The organism is Saccharopolyspora sp. NPDC002376 (assembly GCF_053593195.1).
Window position 1 is genome coordinate 1 of sequence record NZ_JBSFBZ010000095.1, and the last position, 17,056, is coordinate 17,056.

At 67.1% G+C, this 17,056-nt stretch carries 14 protein-coding genes and 2 pseudogenes; 6 read left to right on the forward strand and 10 right to left on the reverse strand.

The genetic code is table 11. From position 1 onward, the window contains the following. Positions 1 to 484 precede the first annotated feature (484 nt). Together ACWCO2_RS35260 and ACWCO2_RS35265 are read left to right on the forward strand one after the other, a co-directional pair. Positions 485 to 1,357, forward strand: a pseudogene (locus ACWCO2_RS35260) (IS630 family transposase). Between the two features lie 130 nt (positions 1,358 to 1,487). Further along, a complete protein-coding gene (locus tag ACWCO2_RS35265) occupies positions 1,488 to 2,669 on the forward strand; it encodes a YVTN family beta-propeller repeat protein (RefSeq protein WP_450132147.1) in 1,182 nt (393 codons plus the stop codon). A gap of 220 nt (positions 2,670 to 2,889) precedes the next feature. Here the strand turns inward: ACWCO2_RS35265 and ACWCO2_RS35270 are convergent, their stop codons facing one another. The 4 genes from ACWCO2_RS35270 to ACWCO2_RS35285 form a co-directional block, all read right to left on the reverse strand. Then, a complete protein-coding gene (locus tag ACWCO2_RS35270; protein WP_450132148.1) occupies positions 2,890 to 3,105 on the reverse strand; it encodes a hypothetical protein in 216 nt (71 codons plus the stop codon). Continuing rightward, the gene (locus tag ACWCO2_RS35275) at positions 3,081 to 3,377 is read right to left on the reverse strand and encodes a YbaK/EbsC family protein (RefSeq protein WP_450132160.1); all 297 of its coding nucleotides are present in this window, start codon (positions 3,375 to 3,377) and stop codon (positions 3,081 to 3,083) included. The genes ACWCO2_RS35270 and ACWCO2_RS35275 overlap by 25 nt, the downstream gene beginning before the upstream one ends. 214 nt (positions 3,378 to 3,591) lie before the next feature. Continuing rightward, positions 3,592 to 4,101 (reverse strand): hypothetical protein, encoded by a 510-nt coding sequence (locus ACWCO2_RS35280; RefSeq protein WP_450132149.1) that lies wholly within the window; start codon positions 4,099 to 4,101, stop codon positions 3,592 to 3,594. After that, complete coding sequence (locus ACWCO2_RS35285; protein WP_450132159.1) at positions 4,098 to 5,429, reverse strand: molybdopterin-dependent oxidoreductase; 1,332 nt, start codon at positions 5,427 to 5,429, stop codon at positions 4,098 to 4,100. The genes ACWCO2_RS35280 and ACWCO2_RS35285 overlap by 4 nt, the downstream gene beginning before the upstream one ends. Positions 5,430 to 5,947: 518 nt before the next feature. Here ACWCO2_RS35285 and ACWCO2_RS35290 point away from each other — a divergent pair. The 3 genes from ACWCO2_RS35290 (at position 5,948) to ACWCO2_RS35300 (ending at position 8,483) form a co-directional block, all read left to right on the forward strand. Continuing rightward, entirely contained in the window at positions 5,948 to 7,033 is a 1,086-nt protein-coding gene (locus ACWCO2_RS35290; protein ID WP_450132150.1) for an NAD-dependent epimerase/dehydratase family protein, read from the forward strand. Positions 7,034 to 7,128: 95 nt separating this feature from the next. Next, positions 7,129 to 7,827, forward strand: coding sequence for a glycosyltransferase (locus ACWCO2_RS35295; protein WP_450132151.1), 699 nt, complete (start codon positions 7,129 to 7,131; stop codon positions 7,825 to 7,827). Further along, positions 7,824 to 8,483, forward strand: coding sequence for a TIGR04282 family arsenosugar biosynthesis glycosyltransferase (locus tag ACWCO2_RS35300; RefSeq protein WP_450132152.1), 660 nt, complete (start codon positions 7,824 to 7,826; stop codon positions 8,481 to 8,483). The genes ACWCO2_RS35295 and ACWCO2_RS35300 overlap by 4 nt, the downstream gene beginning before the upstream one ends. Before the next feature lie 157 nt (positions 8,484 to 8,640). Here ACWCO2_RS35300 and ACWCO2_RS35305 read toward each other — a convergent pair whose 3' ends face one another. The 6 genes from ACWCO2_RS35305 to ACWCO2_RS35330 all read right to left on the reverse strand — a co-directional run bounded on the left by ACWCO2_RS35305 (position 8,641) and on the right by ACWCO2_RS35330 (position 16,641). Further along, positions 8,641 to 9,186 carry a DUF421 domain-containing protein gene (locus ACWCO2_RS35305; protein WP_450132153.1) on the reverse strand — a complete coding sequence of 182 codons (546 nt, stop codon included), beginning with the start codon at positions 9,184 to 9,186 and terminating at the stop codon, positions 8,641 to 8,643. Positions 9,187 to 9,386: 200 nt separating this feature from the next. Beyond that, entirely contained in the window at positions 9,387 to 10,832 is a 1,446-nt protein-coding gene (gene zwf / locus ACWCO2_RS35310; protein WP_450132154.1) for a glucose-6-phosphate dehydrogenase, read from the reverse strand. Further along, positions 10,829 to 11,863, reverse strand: coding sequence for a phosphogluconate dehydrogenase (NAD(+)-dependent, decarboxylating) (gene gnd / locus ACWCO2_RS35315; RefSeq protein ID WP_450132155.1), 1,035 nt, complete (start codon positions 11,861 to 11,863; stop codon positions 10,829 to 10,831). Before gnd ends, zwf begins: the two co-directional genes overlap by 4 nt. 212 nt (positions 11,864 to 12,075) lie before the next feature. After that, entirely contained in the window at positions 12,076 to 13,161 is a 1,086-nt protein-coding gene (gene tal / locus ACWCO2_RS35320) for a transaldolase (RefSeq protein ID WP_450132156.1), read from the reverse strand. Continuing rightward, the gene (gene tkt / locus ACWCO2_RS35325; protein WP_450132157.1) at positions 13,158 to 15,218 is read right to left on the reverse strand and encodes a transketolase; all 2,061 of its coding nucleotides are present in this window, start codon (positions 15,216 to 15,218) and stop codon (positions 13,158 to 13,160) included. The genes tal and tkt overlap by 4 nt, the downstream gene beginning before the upstream one ends. 529 nt (positions 15,219 to 15,747) lie before the next feature. Next, on the reverse strand, positions 15,748 to 16,641 hold the full coding sequence (locus ACWCO2_RS35330) for a hypothetical protein (RefSeq protein ID WP_450132158.1): 894 nt from the start codon (positions 16,639 to 16,641) through the stop codon (positions 15,748 to 15,750). Between the two features lie 103 nt (positions 16,642 to 16,744). Here ACWCO2_RS35330 and ACWCO2_RS35335 point away from each other — a divergent pair. Beyond that, a pseudogene (locus ACWCO2_RS35335) lies at positions 16,745 to 17,056 on the forward strand (transposase); the annotation flags it as partial.

Here is a 17,056-nt window from a genome sequence, read left to right on the forward strand (position 1 = left end):
CACGCCACACCCGCGTGGCTGGTCCGGATGCGGAGCGTCCGGTGGCGGTCGGCCGCACACGTCGTGATGCGCATCGCGGGATGGCTGCATCCCTACGGGCAATGCCCGCGCCTGGGATGGGAGCGGTGTGGCGGCCGGTACCTGACGCAGCCGCCGCAACCATCGCCCGGCGCTTAGGGAAGCGGTGACACGGAAACTCACCTGGGCCGACCGGGCACGGCTGGCTCTGCTGGCACGGCTACTCCCATCCGGCCAGCTGCCGAAGATCCGGTTAATCGTCACCCCGAGCACGCTGCTGCGCTGGCACCGCGACCTGCCCTACGTTCCCAAGCCGCCGCGATCCTGGCCTGTCGTCGACCTGCTGGATGGGTCCAAGGCATACGTCCTGCCCGTGATCGAGCACGCCACCCGCCACGTCCGCGTACTGGGCGCCACCTTCCACCCGACCGCCGACTGGGTCGTGCAGCAGGCCCGCAACCTGCTGATGGACTTGGAGGACGTCGGCGTGGAGGCGCGGTTCCTGATCCACGACCGGGACGCCTCTTTCGGCCAAGCCCTTCGACACCGTGTTCACTGCCGTCGCATCCAGGTGATCCGGACCGGGTTGTCGCCGCAGAAGCCGATCCGCAAAGCCTACGAGCAGGACCCGGAAGCGGTGCGCCGATGGCTGGAGGAGGACTATCCGGCTATCGCCGCCCGCACCCGCCGTGAGGGCGCGCTGATCCTGTGGCTGGACCAGACCGGGATCCGCTCCGACGCCGCCGTCGGTCGTACCTGGGCCCCGAGGGGCACGACGTCGGTGGTGGGCAAGACGGGCAAACGGTTCAGCGTGAACACCATGTGCGTGATCGGCAACAAGGGCGAGCTGTACTTCACCGTCTACACCGGATCGTTCAACGCGGGCGTGTTCCTGCCGTTCCTGGACCGGCTGACCCGCCACCTTCACCGCTAGATCCACCTGATCGTCGACGGACACCCTGTCCACCGCCGCAAGAGCGTCCAGCGGTGGATCATCGATCACGCCGAGGCCATCGAGATGCACTTCCTGCCCGGATACAGCCCCGAGCTCAATCCAGATGAGATTCTCAACGCCGACCTCAAACGGACCATGTCCACCGGCACAGCACCGAAATCCAAGGACGAGTTGAAACAAGCGTCCGCTCCTTCCTCCACCAGCTCCAAAAGTCGCCTGGCCGAATTCGCGCCTACTTCGGCAAACCCGAGGTCCGCAACGCCGCCTGAAACCACATATTTGCCTTCCCGATCAATAACATCGGCGCACACCGATCTTTTGCCCGTAAAGGAACATGTGTGCGTTTCCCAGCACGATCAGCAAGAGCATGCAGCCGCGTGCTAGGTCAGGCGCCAACGAGCGGGCATCGGGTGCGGCGCCCCAACTATCCCATCATCACCCCTTAAGGTCTTGTGCCGAGTTCGGAGGTGTGGTCGTCCGCGGTTTCCTTCCGGTGGCTTGTAGCGTCGCGGCCATGCGGCTCAGGAAATCGTTCCTTGTGGTGATGGGCATCTTCGGGCTCATGGCGGCGGCCTGCAGCGCCCCGGAACCGGACCCCCAGATGCTCGCCGACGTGCCCGTGCCTGCGGCGTTTCCGGCACCACCGCAGACCGACTTCCTGCCGGGGATGCCACCCCCGCTCGACCCGGATGACGTCTACGCGGCAACCCGTCCCGGCCATTTGTCGGAAGCGATGAACGGGGTGCGCAATCTGGTGTACGTGCCCAATAGCCTTGACGACACGGTCTCGGTGATCGACCCGAACACCTTCAAGGTCGTCGACACGTTTCCCGGCGGCAACGAGCCGCAACATGTGGTTCCGTCCTACGACCTGAAGACGCTCTATGTCACTGCGGACAAGGTGCCGGCCGGGACGCTCACCCCGGTCGACCCGATGACCGGCAGGCCCGGAATCCCGTTGCCGATCCAGGACCCGTACAACCTGTACTTCACCCCGGACGGCAGCTCAGCCATCGTCGTCGCCGAGTACTACAAGCGCCTGGACTTCTACGATCCGCACACCTGGCAGCCGCAGGGCCAGTTGCACGTCCCGGACTGCGCCGGGGTCAACCACATGGACTTCACCGCCGACGGCAAGTTCGCGCTGGTGACGTGCGAGTTCGCCAACAAGATGATCGTGCTCGACGTCGCCGGGCGCCAGCAGGTTCGGACCTTCCAACTCGACCGCGTGCCCAACGGGATGCCGCAGGACAGTCGGCTCGCTCCGGATGGCAGGACGTTCTACGTGGCCGACATGATGGCCGACGGCGTGTACCTGTTCGACGGTGCGGCGAGCAAGCAGATCGGCTTCGTGCCCACCGGCAAGGGTGCGCACGGGGTCTACTTCTCCCGCGATTCGCGGCGGACGTTCGTCGCCAATCGCGGGGAGGGCAGCGTGTCGGTCCTGGACACCACGACCCACCAGCCCATCGGCAAGTGGCAGATCCCCGGCGGCGGAAGCCCGGACATGGGCGGGGTTTCCGCGGACGGCAAGCAGCTGTGGCTGTCCGGCCGATATCACAACGAGGTCTACGTGTTCGACACCGACACGGGCCAACTCCTGGCCCGCATCCGGGTCGGCGCCGGTCCGCACGGTCTGACCTACATGCCGCAGCCAGGCCGGTACTCCCTCGGGCACACCAGCAACCTCCGCTGACGGGGACCGATCAGCTTGCGACCTCCGACGACACGTGCACCGGGTCGATCCCAACGCCGAGATTTCCTCCAGGCCCCTCTCACCGCCACCAGATTCGCCCGGTCCCCGTCGACGACAACGGTAGCCTGACCGAAGTTCAGGATCATGGCCACCACCAGGACGGCTCTTGTTGGTGCTCCGCAGCGAGCATGGGTTACCCGCTGCGGGGCGCCTGTCGCGGTCAGCGTTGCGGACTCCGATGCAATCGGTCATGAGGAGGGATCTTCGGGTCCGGGCAGGCACCCAGAAACGCAGCACCTTCGTCGGTGTATGGCTCCTCGACGCTGGTGACTGGGAACCGCGACCTTGCCTCAGCCAGTAAGCGCCGCGCGATCCCGCGGCGTTGCCATGCGGTCGCAGTCCAGATGTGGCCTACCGACTCGTAGGCCGCCGACACCGGGCGGCTGGCGCGGACAGGTCGTTGCGGCGGATCCCGGCTGCGCGGGCGAGAGCACCGTACCGAAGCCGTGCATGCCCGGGCAGCGCCGTCACCAGGAGACAGTCCTCGGGGGTGACGAATGCCAAGGTCTTGACTGTCCGCTCCAGTGGAACGCCCAGCGCGCAGCACACCTCCAGGGGGCTGGTCACGTCGGGGTGCTCATGCAGCAGGAAGGACGCGCCAAGCGACCCGAGGACCTCCGGCGGACCAACAGGGGCGCGATCGTTCACCTCGCCGAGATTACCTTGCAAGAGAGGGGAGTTGATCGATGTTTGCAGAGCAGAAGTCGGCCATGTCTCTCTATATGGGCCGCCCCTTGAGCGAGTCCACAACCAGCTGAGGAGAACGAGCAGGGGCGGCCGATTTCAAGGAGTGCCAGCACCCTCGGCGGCGGGCTGGCCGGGATGCGATCTTCACGGTTGGAGGGCCGCCTGACGCCGGTGGTCATGGTGGGGTGTCCTCGCCTGGTGTGGCGTCTTTCTGATTGAGGCGGGTGGCGCGGCGGACACGGCGGAGTTTGATGGCGAAGGCCAGTGCGGAGGCGCCGAAGAGCACCGCCGTGATGGCCAGCCATCGGCCTAGGTAGACGTTTTCAGGCAGCCGGGCAGCGCTCGGGTAGAGCTCGGAGAGATCGAGGATGAGGGGGAACCAGACGATCAGGAGCACACCGGAGAGGAAAGTGGGCACGCGCAGGTAGTTGATCCACGGGACCTGTGGTGGACGGGTGGGGCGATGCCGCAGAACAGCGCGGGCCGACAGGTCTGCCAGCGAGTACAGCGGAAGCAGGATGAGGTCGTGGAGGATGGCTGCGCCGACGAACCAGATCGCTACCTCAAGCGGGCGGATGGTGAACAGCCGTACCAGGGCGTAGGCGGCGAGGGCGAACGAGCAGATCAGGACGAGAAGGTGCAAGGGACCGGAGCCGTACCAGCGCAGGAATCGTGTCATGGTCATGCTCTGAAGGTGAGCCGGTGCACCCATTTGGTGTTGTTCACACCGGGGTTGGCCGGGACGATGATGCGGGCCGGGAAACCGTGGTCAACGGAGAGGTCTGCGCCGTTGACGTGCAGGGCCAGCAGCGAGCGGGGGTCCGCAACCTGATTGCCCCGCAGCGCCACCGTGGCAAAGGGGCCGGAGGGTTGGACGGACTCCACCAGAACGCTTCCGGCGTGGGGCAGTCCGGCCATGGCGGCGAGGTCGGCCAGTCGAAGGCCGCTCCAGTGCTGATTTCCGGTGGACCATCCTTCCACGCATGCGATGGGCAGGTCGGCGGCGTGCTGGCGCATGGCCAGGAGCTGTTCGCGGGTGAAGATCAGCGGCGGCCCGTGGCCATGGATTTCAAGTCGCCAGTTCGGGCCGATAAGCGCTGTAGTGACGCCGACGGAAGCGGCGGTCTTGTTGATTTGAAAGCCGTTTGGGCCCTTGCCCGGATCGCGGTTGTGCGGTGCGAATAGGGCCGTGTTGCGCATCCAGCCGCCGATGCTTTGTCCCGCGGTGACCACGAACAGCAGAAGTGATCCTGCTCCGACCAGTCCCAGCGCGCCGCGACGGGTCATTGTCGGCGCCGCTGGGGCGGTGGGCGCCAGGTGGTCGGGGTCGGGTGGCTCGGAGTGGGTGTGGGCGAGGTCGGTGCGCAGTTCAGCGGCGAGGCTGCGGGAGCGCAAGGCGCGCGTCATCCGGCCGAATCGGAGGCAGACGTGGAGGACGAAGGCGGCGATGAACACCCAGGCGCCGTAGAAGTGCAGGGTGTAGAAGGAGCCTGGGAAGACGTAGTAGATCTGGATGTTGAGGATGCCCGTGACGAATTGGAAGATGGCCCCGCCGACCAGCATCAGCAGAGACAGCCGCTCCAGGGCGTGGGCGAGGCTGCGGGTCGGTGGCCACTCGAACAGTTTCGGGATCACCGACCACAACTTGCCCAGCAGGACGGGCACGAGGACCACGCCGAGCGTGACGTGTACACCCTGTGTCAGCCGGTACAGCCAGTACGGATTTGTGGGCCAGTCAAAGAGGTAGAAACCCAGCAGGCCCTTGTCCGGAGTCTGGTCGTTGACCGGGTCGAGTCCAGGGTTGTAGGCGGCGTAGGACAGCGCCCCGGTGACGAACAGCAGCGGGATACCGATCAGCAGAACCAGGCCGAATACTGAGGTTAGCCACGTTCCGCGGATCGGACTGCGCCAGAATCCGGGACGAAACGGGCCCGGTGGCGGGGGTATCTGCCCGATCCGCCGCACCACGGCCCTGGCACGAGCGGCAGCCCCGGTCGCAAGAACCGCCACCATGGCGGCCACGCGTACCGTGACGGCGCGAGTGTGCGCGGCAGCCCGGGCCGCCGGAAGCCCAATCGCGGCACCCACGCGCTTGAGGCGGCCTCGGTTGCGTCCGTCGTCCGAGCTCGGGTGTTTCGAGCCGCTGGATGACATCAGCTCCCCCGTCTCCCAGGCCGCTCCACGGCGGGGTGGATCCCCCAGGGCATGATCAGGGCGTTGCATGTGGACGCCTCGAATTTGGCACATATCCCATCGGCTGTCCGCATCCGGCGCGCATCCAGGTGGCCCTCGCCAGCCGAAAGGGTGGCACCGCCGGTTGGCTTCCAATGTAGAGCGCCGTGCCCGCGGCGGTGACGGCAAGCCATTCACCTCGGCCACCCATTCCCACCAGGGCGACGACCGGGAACGCATACCACCAGCAGCACCGTGGTGCCGAGCGTGCGCATTCCCACACCGCCACGGTGACAGCCGCAAGCTGCGGCCACGATTTCGCTGCGCCGGGTGTCCAGACCCGGCCTAGCCTCCGATGTGTGCTGGTGCTCGTCACGGGAGGGGCCGGGTTTATCGGCACACGCATCGTCCGCGTGCTCTCAGAGGCCGGGCACGGGGTGCGTGTGCTGGACGCGCTGCTGCCCGCCGCGCACGGTGCGCCGCCCTGCCCTACCCCACCGCATGGCGGCGTTGAGTTCATGCGCGGCGATGTCCGGGAGCCTGCGACTGTGGAAGCCGCGCTGCGCGGTGTGGACGCCGTCTGCCACCAGGCGGCCATGGTCGGTGCCGGCAAGGATTTCGGCGATGCCCCCGACTACGTGGAGTGCAACGATCTTGGCAGTGCTGTCCTGCTCAGCGCGATGGCCCGCCAGAGGGTGCCTGCCCTCGTTCTGGCCGGGTCGATGGTGGTCTACGGCGAGGGGCGCTATTCCTGCGCCCGGCATGGCACCGTCCGCCCCGGCCCCCGGCGGGCCGAGGATCTGGCCGCGGGTCGCTTTGAACCCGTCTGCCCACGCTGCGCGTCGGCGCTCATACCCGAACCGGTGACTGAGGATGCGCCGCCGGACCCACGCACCGTCTACGCGGCGACGAAAATCGCCCAGGAGCACCTAGCCGCCTGCTGGGCACGGGCAAGCGGCGGCCGCGTGGTCGCCCTGCGCTACCACAACGTCTACGGTCCGGGCATGCCGCGCGACACCCCGTACGCTGGTGTGGCCTCGCTGTTCCGTTCAGCACTTGCCCGCGGTAAGCCCCCGCGCGTCTTCGAGGACGGCGGCCAGCGTCGGGACTTTATCCACGTCCAGGACATCGCCGCCGCCAACCTCGCCGCCCTCACGGCCATGGACGACCTGCTTCCGTCCGGGACGCTGCGCGCCTACAACGTCGGCAGCGGAACCCCGCACACGGTCGGGGAGATGGCCACCGCGCTGGTCTCGTCCTGCGGCGGGCCACAGCCCGTAATCACCGGCGAGTACCGTCTCGGCGACGTCCGCCACATCACCGCCTGCTCAGCGCGGCTGCGCGCGGAACTCGGCTGGCTACCGCAGGTGTCCTTCGCCGAAGGCATGCGGGAATTCGCCGGCGCCCCGCTGCGCGAAGGCACCACCCAGGTGCCAGCAGAATGACTCCGACACCGCCTCGAACCGCAGATCACACCCAGGCCCGCGCCTCGGGCTGATCCACAACACGAAATCTCGTTTGTCTGCTTAGCCTGGAAGACGTGCGGGATGATCCTTCGCCGTCCGCTGAGGTGGTGCTTCCGTGTTTGAACGAGGCGCCCGCCCTGCCCTGGGTGCTGGGGCGGATCCCGCCTGGCTGGCGTGCCGTGGTCGTGGACAACGGCTCCACCGACGGCTCCGCCGAACTCGCCGCCTCGCTTGGCGCGCATGTCGTCGCTGAACCGCTGCGCGGGTTCGGTGCCGCCTGCGCGGCCGGGCTGCACGCCGCTACCGCACCCCTGGTCGGCTTCTGCGACTGCGACGCCTCCCTCGACCCCAGGCTGCTGCCGTTGCTGGCTGCGCCCGTCCTCGAGGGCCACGCGGACCTCGTGCTGGGCCGCCGCAGGCCCACCGGTCCAGGTTCCTGGCCGGTGCACGCCCGCCTCGCCAACCACACGCTGGCTCGCCTGATCCGCCGCCGCACCGGCCTGCACCTGTACGACCTCGGACCGATGCGGGTGGCCCGTCGGCAGGCCCTGCTCGCACTGACTCTGACCGACCTCAGATCGGGCTACCCCTTGCAAATGGTGGTCCACGCCGCCGACGCCGGATGGCGCGTGCACGAGATCGACGTCCCATACCACCCGCGCGCCGGGCGGTCCAAGGTCACCGGAACCTGGCGCGGCACCTGGCACGCCGTCCGCGACATGCGCGCCGTGCTCAACGAGCCACCGCGCCGGCACGCGGGAACCGCCCGATGATGCCTCAGACCGGGCCACCGACCACCCTGCTGGTCATCGCCAAGCAGCCACGGCCCGGGTACGTCAAGACCCGGCTGACCCCGCCGTTTACCCCCGCCCAGGCCGCCGCGCTGGCCGAGGCCGCGCTCGCCGACACCCTGCAGGCCGTACGCCGCTGTCCAGCCCGCCGCCGGGTGCTCGTGCTGGACGGCACGCCTGGACGCTGGCTACCGTCCGGTGTCGAGGTGATACCGCAGGTCGCCGGCGGCCTCGATGAACGCCTGGCCGAGGCCTTCAGCGCCGTCGCCGACGGCCCCGCGTTGGTGGTCGGCGCGGACACCCCGCAGCTGACCCCCCAGTTGCTCGCCCCCGCATTGGTATCCGGCGCGTGGCACGAATGCGACGCGTGGTTCGGCCCGGCGACCGACGGCGGGTTTTGGGCGCTCGGCCTTGCCGCCCCCGACCCGACGCTCCTGCGCGGCGTCCCGATGTCCACGCCGCACACGGGCACCGTCCAGCGCCGCCGACTCACCACGGCTGGCCTGCGCGTACGCGAACTGCCACCGCTGCGAGACGTCGACACAGCACCCGATGCCGTCGCGGTAGCGGCGGCCGCCCCGGGATCACGCTTCGCTACCCTGCTGGAAAGCTACTTACCCGTAATCAGGTCCCTTTGACCCGAGATCGTGGCCAAGCGGCAGCGCCGGCCGTCCGGGATCGATGATCTAGTTGCTGGCCGAGAAGGGCTTCCGCCATTTCCGGGACCTACCGAAGCCTGGCAAGACGGTCAACGACAGCCACCTGCGCATCGGCTCCCTCCGAACCATGCGCGTGCTACCCCGGATGTCGAGGTGCGCGACGACGCTCGGCTGCGAGACGCACCTCGGCATTGATCAATTCCCCAGGTTCCTGCCGGGCTGGCACGACAGTGAACCTGCCGTTGCGTTCGTAGATGAGGTGCCGCACTTCTGCCAGGTCACGAACACCTTGTTGCCGCAACGCCGCCCGCAGATCCGCCATGGTCAAACCGCATGCCCGCAGCTCCTTCACCTGGACGTCGCCATCGACGACGAGCAGCCTGATCCGGTGGTCGGTCAACCGCTGGCCGATTGACCAGAAGCGTGCGTAACCGATCAGCTGGTGCACCGCTATCAACGCGAACAGGGCTGCAGCACCTTCCGCGTAGGAGGTGTCCGGTGCGGTGGCTGTGCGTCCGATGACCGCCCCAATCGCTACTGCGGTGACGAAGTCGAAGAGCGACATCTGAGCGAGCGTGCGCCGGTTCGTCAGACGCAAACCGAGCAAACCGGTGCCGTAGAGGAGCACGGCTTTGCACGCTACAGCCCACAGCATGCCCTGATTGCCGATCAACCATGACATGGCCGTTTCCTTTCATCCGCGCTGACACCGGCAGTGTCATCGAGCCGACGCGCGCATTCAGGCCGGGCGTTGCTCCGGCTACCTCGGTCTCGGGCGACTGACCGGCCAGTTTCGCGTCGATACAGGCCTCGACAGCTTTCCGACTGGGCGGGCCGAGTTCCCTGCGAGGCACAATCTCGCAGAGTCACCGGGGAACGTCGCTATTCCCGCACGGTGTCGTCGGCGTCTTCCAGATGCCATTGGTGTGGTGCGATCAGTTCGCTGACGGCAGGTTCGGGACCCCATGAGCCGGGGGTGTACGGCTGCACCGGCGGTGGATTCTCGAGCAACGGGGTCGATGCTTCCCAGATGCGCTCGATGCCATCCGACCGGGTGAACAGCGACTGGTCGCCCAGCATGGCGTCCAGAATCAATCGCTCGTAGCCTTCGAGCCCGTATTCCTGGCAGAAGGAGTCGGCGTAGCGGAAGGTCATCGCTTCTGGTGCAAGTCGCATGGTGGGGCCGGGCTCCTTCGCCAGGAAGCAGGCGGCGATCCACCCGGGGTCCCCGAAGTCGATCACGATCTTGTTGCTTCGGTAATTCTCCTGCTGGGGGACATCGGTGGGGAACATCCTCAGGGGCGGCTCGCGCAGGCCGAGGGTGATCGTCTCGCGATGTTGTGCGAGTTTCTTGCCGGAGCGCAGGTAGAACGGCACACCGGCCCAGCGCCAGTTGTCCACCTCCAGCCGCAGCGCGGTGAACGTCTCGGTCTGCGAATCGGGGGCTACGCCCGGTTCGTCGCGGTAGCCGTCGTACTGGCCGCGTACGACGTGCTCGGGTTCGATGCGGCGTAGTGCTTCGAAAACCTTGGCCTTCTCGTCGCGCAGCGACTGGGCGGCGAGCGAGACAGGCGGTTCCATCGCCACGATGCCCAGCACCTGGATCAGATGTGTGACGATCATGTCCCGGAAAGCTCCGGTGCCTTCGTAGAAGTGGGCGCGGCCCTCGAGGCCGAGCGTCTCGGGCACGTCGATCTGCACATTGCTGATGTGGTCCCGGTTCCAGATGGGTTCGAACATGCCGTTGGCGAAGCGGAGAGCGAGGATGTTGTCCACCGACTCCTTGCCGAGGAAGTGGTCAATGCGGAAGGTCCGGGATTCGTCGAAGACGGCGTGGATGGTCTTGTTGAGCGCTCGCGCTGACGTGAGATCTGTGCCGAAGGGCTTCTCTACGATCACTTTCGAGTTCTCCGCCAGGTTCGTGTCGCCGAGCATTCCGATGACGGATCCGAACGCGGCGGGCGGAACGGCCAGGTGGAAGAGCTTGCGTGGCTGCCCGCCGAGGGAGTCCTCGGCCGCCCGTACGGCCGCGAGCAGCGGGCCGGCATCCGGTGGGTCGGATGCGGCGAAGGACAGCGAGTCTACGAAGGACTGCCACACCGGCCCGGACGGCTCGCAGCGTCCGAAGGTGGCGACCGCATCGTACGCGTGTTTGCGGAACGCATCGTCGTCCAGCGCGGAGTGAGCCCGGCCTGAGCCCACGATGCGGTAGCCGTCCGGCAGGAGGCCTGCCCAGGCGAGGTGGAACAGTCCGGGGAGCAGTTTGCGCTTGGCGAGGTCGCCGGTGGCGCCGAAGAGCACGATCACGTGGTCGTCCGGGCGTGTCACGATGAGCTCCTTTTCTCGGCGTGTCCGCCGAACTCACTGCGCATGGCGGACAGGAGCTTGTCGGCGAACCCGCTCAGGCCTCGGGATTGAAACCGTTCGGTGAGCGCAGTGGTGATCACGGCGGCAGGTACGCCTTCATCGACCGCCGCCAGTACCGTCCATCGCCCTTCGCCGGAGTCCGAGACGCGCCCGGTGAATTCCTCCAGCTCCGGTGACCGGGCAAGTGCGTCAGCGGTCAGGTCGACGAGCCAGGAGCCCACGACCGAGCCGCGGCGCCACACTTCGGCCACTTGGCCGACATCGATCTCGTACTGGTAGAACTCCGGCTCGCGCAGCGGGGCGGTCTCGGCGTCAGCGGCGTGCTTGCGACGCCCGGCATCCGCGTGCTCGATGATGCTGAGACCCTCGGCGATCGCGCCCATCATCCCGTACTCGATCCCGTTGTGGACCATCTTCACGAAGTGCCCGGCTCCACTCGGACCGCAGTGCAGATAGCCGTCCGGTGCTGTCCCGTTGGCCTGCCTGCTCGGCGTCGGCTCGGCGGTGCCGGCGCCGGGCGCGATGGTCCGGAAGATGGGGTCCAGTCGGGCGACGGGCTCGGTCTCGCCGCCGATCATGAGGCAGTAGCCGCGTTCTAGTCCCCAGACACCACCCGAGGTACCGCAATCCAGGTAATGAATGCGGCGAGGAGCAAGCTGCTCCGCCCGGGTGATGTCGTCGCGGTAGTAGGAGTTGCCGCCGTCGATGACTGTGTCGTCCGGGTCGAGGAGCTCGACCAGCTGGTCGAGGGTCGGCTGTACGACGGCGGCCGGCAGCATGAGCCAAGCGGCCCGTGGCCGCTCCAGATTCGCCACCAAGTCACCGAGCGATCCGGCGGCGACGGCGCCCTCCTCTTCCAGCTCCCTTACTGCGCTTTCGTTGAGGTCATAAACCACGCAGTGGTGGCCGTCGCGCATGAGCCGGCGCACGAGGTTCGCGCCCATCCGGCCGAGTCCGATCATGCCGAGCTGCGTGGGGCTGTCAGTTGCCATGGCTGCTCTCCTGGGTACGGCCCTGGCGTTTCAGGGCGCGGTAACGACGGATGAGAGGTTTGTCGAAGAGTCCCCCTCGGCATGCGCAGGGCCACGTGCACGCAGATGGACGGTTCCGATCTCGGCGTGATGTTGTTCAAGTGCCTTCCACGACGGCTGCTGCCGGAGGGGCGTGATGGACATCTTTCGGCCCTCGGATCGGTCGGTTCGGGTCAGGAAGAGGGGCGAACAAGGGCCTCCCGCTGTGCGGAGATGCAGGCCAGAAGGTCGTTCCAGGAGGCGACGAAGGAAGCCGCACCGCTGCTCTGGAGCTTGGCAGCGAGCGCTGTGACATCCACTCCTGCGTCGGCGAACCGCGCTAGCGTCGCGTCGCAGCCGTTGCCGTCGACGGGCATGGGCTCGCCCACCTCGCCGTGATCGTAAAAAGCCTTGAGCGTCTCGTCGGGCATCGTGTTGACCGTGAACGGCGCGGCGAGTCCGTGGACGTAAAGCGTGTCCGACGCGTCGGGGTCCTTGGTGCGGGTACTCGCCCACAACAGTCGCTGCATGCGTGCACCAGCGTTCTCCAGGCGTTGCACCCGATCCGAGTCCATCAGGGTGCGGTACGCCCGGTACGTGTCCTGTCCGACCGCGAGGCCGAGCCGGTCCCGCAGCTCTTCCGGTACTTCGCTGCTGACGGCGGCATCCCAGCGGGACATGAAAACGGAGGCCACCGAACCCACGGCCGGATCGAGTCCCCGCTCCGCCCTGCGCTCGACGCCCGTCAGGTACGCGTCGGCGGCAGCCCGGTAGTGGTCGGCCGAGAACAACAGGGTGACGTTCACCGGTACGCCCGAGGCAATGCACTCGGTGATAGCCGGGAGACCTTGGGCGGTACCGGGGATCTTGATGAACAGGTTGCTCCGGCCCGCTCGGGCGTGCAGTGCCTTCGCCGCTTCGATGGTCCGCGCGGTGTCGTACGCCAGAAGCGGCGAGACCTCCAGGGACACCCAGCCGTCCACACCGTCCGTTCGCTCGTGAACGGACAGGAAAAGATCGGCAGCTCTCTGGAGGTCCTCGACGGCCAGCTCGAAGAAAAGCTCCTCATCCGGCTGCTCTGACGCCGTTCTGGCGCGGATGGCCGCGTTGTACGAGCCGGAGGAGATCGCTTTGTCGAAGATCGAGGGGTTCGATGTCAGACCGGTGACTGAGTAGTTGTCGATGTAGTGCTGGAGCCGACCGGAGTCGAGCATGTCGCGGGTGATGTTGTCGAGCCACAGGCTCTGCCCGAGCTCGTGCAGGGACTGAGTCGCTTTCACGTCATTGCCTCCTCACTCCATACCAGTTCGCGTGCTACCTGCGAGACGCGCTCAGGGGTGAACCCGAACTTCGTGAGCAGCTGTTTGAGGGGCGCGGACGCACCGAAGGTGTGCATACCGACGATGGCCCCGCCGGCACCGACATACCGGTGCCAGCCAAGCGTCGAGGCCTCTTCCACCGCGACCCTGGCCGTCACCGCAGGCGGCAGCACCTGATCGCGGTACTCCCGCGGCTGGCGGTCGAACAACTCCCAGCACGGCATGCTCACCACCCGGGACGCGATGCCCTCGTCGGTGAGCTCGTCATGCGCGGCCAAGGCCAGCGACACCTCGGAGCCGGTGGCGAGCAGGATCACCTCGGGCTCGCCCGAGGGCACGTCAGCCAGCACGTAGGCACCCCGCGCGACACCGCTGGCCGCCCCGAGCCGACTGCGATCGAAAGTGGGAAGGGCCTGCCGGGAGAGGATCAGCGCTGCGGGCTCCCGGCGGAGCGCGGCGACCACTCGCCAGGTTTCGACGACCTCGTTCGCGTCGGCGGGACGGAAGACGAGCAGCCCGGGTGTTGCGCGCAGCCCGGCGAGCTGCTCGACAGGCTGGTGAGTGGGTCCGTCCTCGCCGACGCCGATGGAGTCGTGGGTGAAGATGTGGACGGTGGGGATCTCCATCAACGCGGAGAGCCGGATGGCCGCCTTGGCGTAGTCGGAGAAGATCAGGAACCCGGACCAGTACGGACGGAGCTTCGTCAGCGCCATTCCATTGGCGACGGCCGCAGCCCCATGCTCCCGGACGCCGAGGTGCAGGTTGCGCCCGAACCGGTCGTCGGGCTGGAAATCGCCCGCTCCGCCGAGCGTGAGCCGGGTCTTGGTCGACGGTGCCAAGTCGGCGGACCCGCCGAGGACCCAGGGGATCGCCTCGGCCACGGCGTTCAGCACCTGGCCGGACGAATCGCGAGTCGCCAAGCCCTTCGGATCGGCTGGGAAGGTGGGCAGCGCGGTGTCCCAGCCGTCCGGGAGCTCCCGACGCTGGATCCGCTCCAGCTCCTCGGCGAGATCGGGGTGTGCGCTGCGATAGGCATCGAACGTCTTCTCCCAGCCGGTGCGCAACTCGGCGCCCCGCACACCGATGCCCTGGGCGAACCAGTCGGGCACACCGTCGGGAATGTGGAAGTCGGCGTCCGGCGGAATTCCGAAGACGCGCTTGGTGGCTCTGACCGCCTCCGGCCCGAACGGCGCTCCGTGTGCTTTCGGTGAGTCCTCGACCGGCGACCCGTAGCCGATGTGACTGTGCACCAGAACCAGGGTCGGACGACCGGTCTCGGCCCGGAAGGTGCGGAAGGCTCGGCTGATCTGATCGAGGTCGTTGGCGTCGGCAACAGTGGTCACGTTCCAGCCGTAGGCCAGAAAGCGAGCGGCGACGTCCTCGGTGAAGGTGATGTCGGTGTGGCCCTCGATGGTGACCCGGTTGGAGTCGTAAATCCAGCACAGGTTGGACAGCTGCAAGTGCCCGGCCAGCGACGCCGCCTCGGAGGAGATGCCCTCCATCATGCAGCCGTCCCCGGCGAGCGCGTACACGTCGAAGTCGAAAAGCGTGAAGTCTTCACGGTTGAATCTCGCCGCCAGCCACTGGCCGGCGATCGCCATACCGACGGAGGTGGCGACCCCCTGGCCGAGCGGACCGGTGGTCGTCTCGACGCCGCTCGTCCACCGGTACTCGGGGTGACCGGGGCAGCGCGAATCGAGCTGCCGGAAGCACTTCAGATCGTCGAGGGTTACCGCCGACCGGCCGAGCACCTCGTAGTCGGGATCGACCGCGCGGACGCCGGTCAGGTGCAGGAGCGACCAGAGCAGAGCAGAGGCGTGGCCCTCGGAGAGCACGAAACGGTCGCGGTTCGGCCAGATGGGATCGGCGGGATCGAACCGCAAGAACCGCTGCCACAGCGTGTATGCAACAGGCGCCATGCCCATAGGAGTCCCGGGGTGCCCGGAATTCGCCTTCTGGATCGCGTCCATGCACAGTCCGCGAATCGTGTTCACCGAAAGCGTGTCCAGGTCGGTCATTGCTACGCCCCCTCCGTGCTCGCGATGGAGGTCTACGCCTGTGCCGCGTCGACGAGCCTGGCCAAGAAGGGCGGAGTGGCGCCGCAGCCACGCGATGAGGCGGAGCACCGGTTCCGAAAGGACCGCCCTGGCAGGCCAGATGCTTGGATTTTCGGCCGAGCGTGAGCCATCTCTCGAACGAGCGTAGGTCTGCCTATAGCCATGCTCAACTTTTTAGCCGTACGTGCGAATCTTCGGACGGAGCCCCGGTGCGTGGCTGGTACGTGCCCGCGGTGAAGACCGGACGTCGGGTTGAGCCTTAAGGCCCTTTTGATCAATGTCATCGTCGTGCTTCACTGCCGGAACTGCGAGTCGCCGAAGCCTTGCCCGTGGCGTGATCGGGTCAGTCGCCGCCAGTCATGGGCTTCGGCGATGGGAATTCGGGCTCAGTGCCTTGATGGCGAGAATCTGCAGGTTCGTGGAGCTCGGTTTCGGGGCGCGCCTGCTCAGTGGATCCTTCACCCGTCCCCTGTCCTGGCGGAGGATGCGGTCAGGATCTCGTCCTGCGGCGGAGCATCGGTGTGGGGCGGAACGGGATGGCTCGGTCGGCCGACCACGGGGCGGACGGGGCTCGGCACAGCCACGCCAGTCGCAGCAGCACGGCGTCGTAGTTGACACGCCAGCCAGCGAAGTCACGCCAGGTCCGGTCCCGGTCCGGTCGCAGCGGCGCCCCGGCGTCGATCAGCCGCTGGCACACGGCGTCATACTCAGCCCGGTCGATGGAAATCGGATCGTCCGGTTTGGGGTCGGGGTCGTACGGCATGCCGAAAAAGTCACCGATGCGTCGCAACGCCAAGTATCCGGAACGGATGCACAGTTCAGCAGGCGGCTGACATGGAACGTCCACTGTGGAGTCAATGAGTGCGGCGGTGTCCAGGACCGCACCGGCCGCGGTGACCCACGAACGATCCGGCTGAGGCGAACGGAAGTGCACCAGGGTCGGAGACGAGGTGTGCGTCTCCTCGATGTCGGCGAACCAGCGAGCCCAGTCCCGCCAGAACCATTCGAGGTCGTCCAGGCCGCCGATGCGGGCCTGCCGCTCAAGCAGCGTGGCCGCCCATGCCGAGGTGCCTGCCTGGGCCTCCAGGCTGGTCACCATCACTTCACGCCGCGAGAACGAGGCGTAGATCGACGGCAGGTACGAGATGAGCAGCGCCAGCAGTCCGAGTCCCAACGCAGCTTCAGAAATCACCAGCACTGCCGTCATCGCATCAACCGGCGCACTGAACCCCAGGGTCAACAGCGACGATCCGCTCTGGAAGAACGCAGCCCACCAGCCCCGAACACCCACCGCCCAGAACATCGCGGTGTATCCGACGAGGACGAGAACCAGCCACACCACGGGCAGCGCCAGCAGCGCCAACGGCGCATACAGCGCCCGCACCCGATCCTGCTTGTGGTAGTCGCCGCCGCCGGCGAGGGGTCTGCTCAGGGTTTGGTTGACACCTGACGTGTGAGGCTTCGGCCTCGCCTGGAAGGATGCGACCGTGCCCAAGCCCTACCCCCAGGAGTTCCGTGACGACGTTGTCGCGGTCGCCCGTCGTGGCGAGGCTCCGCTGAAGCAGATCGCCAAGGATTTCGGGATCTCCGAGTCCTGTCTGGCCAACTGGTTGCGTGCCGCCGACGTTGAGGACGGTAAGCGTGCCGGGACCACTCGTGAGGAGTCCGCAGAGCTGCGGGAGTTGCGCAAGCGCAACCGGTTGTTGGAGCAGGAGAACGAGGTCCTGCGTAAAGCGGCGGCGTATCTGGCGCAGGGCAATCAGCCGGAAAATAGTGTTCCCGCTCGTCCGTGACCTGGC